This window comes from Streptomyces sp. NPDC002265 (assembly GCF_040296125.1).
Taxonomy (GTDB): Bacteria; Actinomycetota; Actinomycetes; order Streptomycetales; family Streptomycetaceae; genus Streptomyces.
Window position 1 is genome coordinate 1 of record NZ_JBEOWS010000574.1, and the last position, 3,714, is coordinate 3,714.

Sequence of the window (3,714 nt, forward strand, 5' to 3'; positions counted from 1 at the left end):
GGGGAGAGGCGGGCGCGCTGCGCGAGAGGCGGCTGTCCGGTGCGCCTCACGCGTTCCTGATCGCCGAGATGTCGAAGTTCAGCTTGATCTTGTCGGAGACCAGCACGCCGCCCGTCTCCAGTGCCGCGTTCCACGTCAGGCCCCACGCGGAGCGCAGGATCTCCGCCTTTCCCTCGAAGCCGACGCGCTCGTTGCCGAAGGGGTCCTTGGCGGAGCCGTTGAACTCCAGGTCGATGGTGAGCGGCTTGGTGACGCCGAGGATGGTCAGGTCGCCGGTGATGCGGTAGTCGTCGCCGCCGAGAGCCTGCGCCTCGGTGGAACGGAAGGTCATCGTCGGGAACTCGTCGGCCTTGAAGAAGTCCGCGCTCTTGAGGTGGCCGTCACGGTCGGCGGAACCGGTGTCGACGCTGGCCATGGTGATGTCGATGGTCGCCGTGGACTTGGCGGGGTCGCTGCCGTCCAGGTGCAGGGACCCGGAGAACTCGTTGAACTTGCCCTTGACGTTCGTGACCATCGCGTGGCGCGCCACGAAGCCGAACGAGGAGTGGGCCGGGTCGATCGTGTACTCGCCGGTCAGCGCGGCGAGTTCGGGGGACACCGCGCCGGGGGCCGTGGCGGCGGTCTCGGGGGTCGTGTCGTCGCTGTCCTTGCGGCCGAAGATGCCCATGACGTGCTCCTTGGGGGACGGGGTCGCGGTTTCGTCCGAAGCCGCGGAACCGGTGCGGAGGATTCTGTTGAATCTTCAACGAGGTGCGAGGTAGACGCTAGACCTAATCCGTACAAGTTTCAACATCATCCGCTACGTGTCTCTCAGGCTACGGTCTGTGATTATTCACCGCCCTCTGGCGGACGCGCGTAGAGCTCGGGCACCATCTCCCTGCGCCACCTGCACAGCCGTCCCACAGGAAGCACGGCCCACAGCAGGAAAGGGTTTTTCATGGTCCCCGCCAAGACCGCGCGACCGCTCCACCTCCGGCTCCGCTCCGTCCTCACCGTCCTGGCCCTTCTCATCGCCCCCGGTGCGGCCGTCCTCGGCACCGCCGGCGACGCCTTCGCCGCCACCAAGATCAGTCACGCCACCGCGACCTCGATGTTCCGCTCGTCCGGCATCACCTGGTCGTCCTCGGGCAACTGCTCGGACCGCAACAACTCCACCTGCACGTCCTTCGAGCAGCTCAACCTCGCCACCGCCCAGGGTGCCCAGACCCTCAAGAGCGCCAGCGGCTGCGCCCTGAACATCACGGGAGGCACCGAGACCGGCCACGCCTCCGGCACGTACTCCCACTGGAACGGCTACAAGCTCGACTACGGCAAGAACACCTGCGTGACGAACTACATCAAGAACACCTTCAGCTACATCGGGCTGCGCGGCGACGGCGCTCCCCAGTACCAGTCCGGCGCCGGCAACATCTACGCCGACGAGGGCAACCACTGGGACGTCCTCTACTACAACTGCGGCGGCTGCTGACCCGCTCCGCGTCCTCGTGGACGGCCCTCGCGGCGCCCTGCCGCGAGGGCCGTTCATACTGCGTGCCGACGACGGGCCCCGCGTCCGGCACACCGCCGAACGGGTCCCGGTGTCACTCCGGCGATGGCATGTGCCACCCGTGGATGTGAGCGGGGTCTCGGTCCTGGAGTTTGTGCGACCCCTACAAGCCCGAAGCCCCCTGAGCAGTCGGAAGGCTTGCATGGGGCCACCGTTCTGTTCAGTGGCACCAGGAAAACGGTCCGGAGACTGTACGGAGTCGACGGCTCGCTTTCCTTGGCAGGCTTCGTATGGTCGCTACATGACCGTTTTGGAAGAGACGACGGGTGAGCCGACGGACGCACGCGGGCGTGTGGCCGAGCTGCACGAGATCCGCGTGCAGGCACTGGCAGGTCCCAGCGAGAGGGCGACCGAGGCGCAGCATGCCAAGGGCAAGCTGACGGCCCGGGAGCGGATCGAGCTGCTCCTGGACCCGGGATCCTTCCGGGAGGTCGAGCAGCTGCGCCGGCACCGGGCCACCGGATTCGGACTGGAGGCCAAGAAGCCGTACACGGACGGTGTGATCACCGGCTGGGGCACGGTCGAGGGCCGTACGGTCTTCGTCTACGCGCACGACTTCCGGATCTTCGGCGGCGCGCTGGGCGAGGCCCACGCGACGAAGATCCACAAGATCATGGACATGGCCATCGCGGCGGGAGCGCCGCTGGTGTCGCTGAACGACGGCGCCGGCGCCCGTATCCAGGAGGGCGTCAGCGCCCTCGCCGGCTACGGCGGCATCTTCCAGCGCAACACCAAGGCCTCCGGAGTCATCCCGCAGATCAGCGTGATGCTCGGCCCGTGCGCGGGCGGCGCGGCCTACAGCCCCGCCCTCACCGACTTCGTCTTCATGGTCCGTGAGACCTCGCAGATGTTCATCACCGGACCGGACGTCGTCAAGGCGGTCACCGGCGAGGAGATCACCCAGAACGGGCTCGGCGGCGCCGACGTGCACGCCGAGACGAGCGGTGTCTGCCACTTCGCCTACGACGACGAGGAGACCTGCATCGCCGAGGTGCGCTACCTCCTGTCGATGCTCCCGCAGAACAACCGTGAGAACCCGCCGCGCGTCGAGTCGACGGACGCGGCGGACCGGCGCGGCGACGTCCTGCTGGACCTGGTTCCCGCGGACGGCAACCGCCCGTACGACATGGCCAAGGTCATCGAGGAGATCGTCGACGACGGCGACTACCTGGAGGTCCACGAGCGCTGGGCGCGGAACATCATCTGCGCGCTGGCCCGGCTCGACGGCCAGGTCGTCGGCATCGTCGCCAACCAGCCGCAGACCCTCGCGGGCGTGCTGGACATCGAGGCGAGTGAAAAAGCTGCGCGCTTCGTCCAGATGTGTGACGCTTTCAATATCCCGATCGTCACCTTCCTGGACGTGCCGGGATTCCTTCCCGGTGTCGACCAGGAGCACGGAGGGATCATCCGTCATGGAGCCAAGCTGCTGTACGCGTACTGCAACGCGACCGTGCCGAGGATCTCGCTGATCCTGCGCAAGGCGTACGGAGGTGCGTACATCGTCATGGACAGCCAGTCCATCGGTGCCGACCTCACCTATGCGTGGCCCACCAACGAGATCGCCGTGATGGGTGCCGAGGGCGCCGCCAACGTCATCTTCCGGCGGCAGATCGCCGAGGCCGAGGACCCCGAGGCCATGCGAGCCCGCATGGTCAAGGAGTACAAGTCCGAGCTCATGCACCCGTACTACGCCGCCGAGCGCGGCCTGGTGGACGACGTCATCGACCCGGCCGAGACCCGTGAGGTCCTCATCACGTCCCTGGCCATGCTGCACAGCAAGCACGCGGACCTGCCGTCGCGCAAGCACGGCAACCCCCCGCAGTAGCCCTCGCGCCACCCCTGCCCGAGGCATCCCCGCGCAGTAACCCGGCGGATCCTCCGCGGTACCCCCGCGGAAACCTCTCTCACGGAGACTGACATCCATGAACTCTGACATTCGCGTCGAGAAGGGCCATGCGGAGCCCGAGGAGGTCGCCGCCATCACGGCGATCCTGCTCGCCCGCGCCGCGGCCCGTACGTCCACGGAGACCCCGGCGCACGGCGGCGGCCACCGCAAGGCCGGCTGGCGCCGTCTGGAGCGCGAGCCCGGCTTCCGCGCCCCGCACAGCTGGCACGGCTAGGCAGCACCCCCCCAGAGCGCGTCAGGGCCCCTCTCTGCAGGAGAGGGG

The 3,714-nt window shown here is 67.9% G+C and carries 4 protein-coding genes; 3 read left to right on the plus strand and 1 reads right to left on the minus strand.

Annotation, left to right across the window (positions count from 1 at the left end):
• Positions 1-46 precede the first annotated feature (46 nt).
• The gene (locus tag ABT085_RS44990) at positions 47-667 is read right to left on the minus strand and encodes a YceI family protein (protein WP_351622640.1); all 621 of its coding nucleotides are present in this window, start codon (positions 665-667) and stop codon (positions 47-49) included.
• Positions 668-937: 270 nt separating this feature from the next.
• Between ABT085_RS44990 and ABT085_RS44995 the strand changes: the two genes are divergently transcribed.
• The 3 genes from ABT085_RS44995 to ABT085_RS45005 all read left to right on the plus strand — a co-directional run bounded on the left by ABT085_RS44995 (position 938) and on the right by ABT085_RS45005 (position 3,666).
• Positions 938-1,468, plus strand: a complete 531-nt coding sequence (locus ABT085_RS44995; RefSeq protein WP_351622643.1) for a hypothetical protein — start codon at positions 938-940, stop codon at positions 1,466-1,468.
• 370 nt (positions 1,469-1,838) lie between these two features.
• Entirely contained in the window at positions 1,839-3,371 is a 1,533-nt protein-coding gene (locus ABT085_RS45000) for an acyl-CoA carboxylase subunit beta (RefSeq protein ID WP_502982985.1), read from the plus strand.
• A 97-nt stretch (positions 3,372-3,468) separates the two neighbouring features.
• Positions 3,469-3,666: an acyl-CoA carboxylase subunit epsilon gene (locus ABT085_RS45005; protein ID WP_351622647.1), complete on the plus strand. Its 198-nt coding sequence runs from the start codon at positions 3,469-3,471 to the stop codon at positions 3,664-3,666.
• The last annotated feature ends 48 nt before the right edge of the window (positions 3,667-3,714 follow it).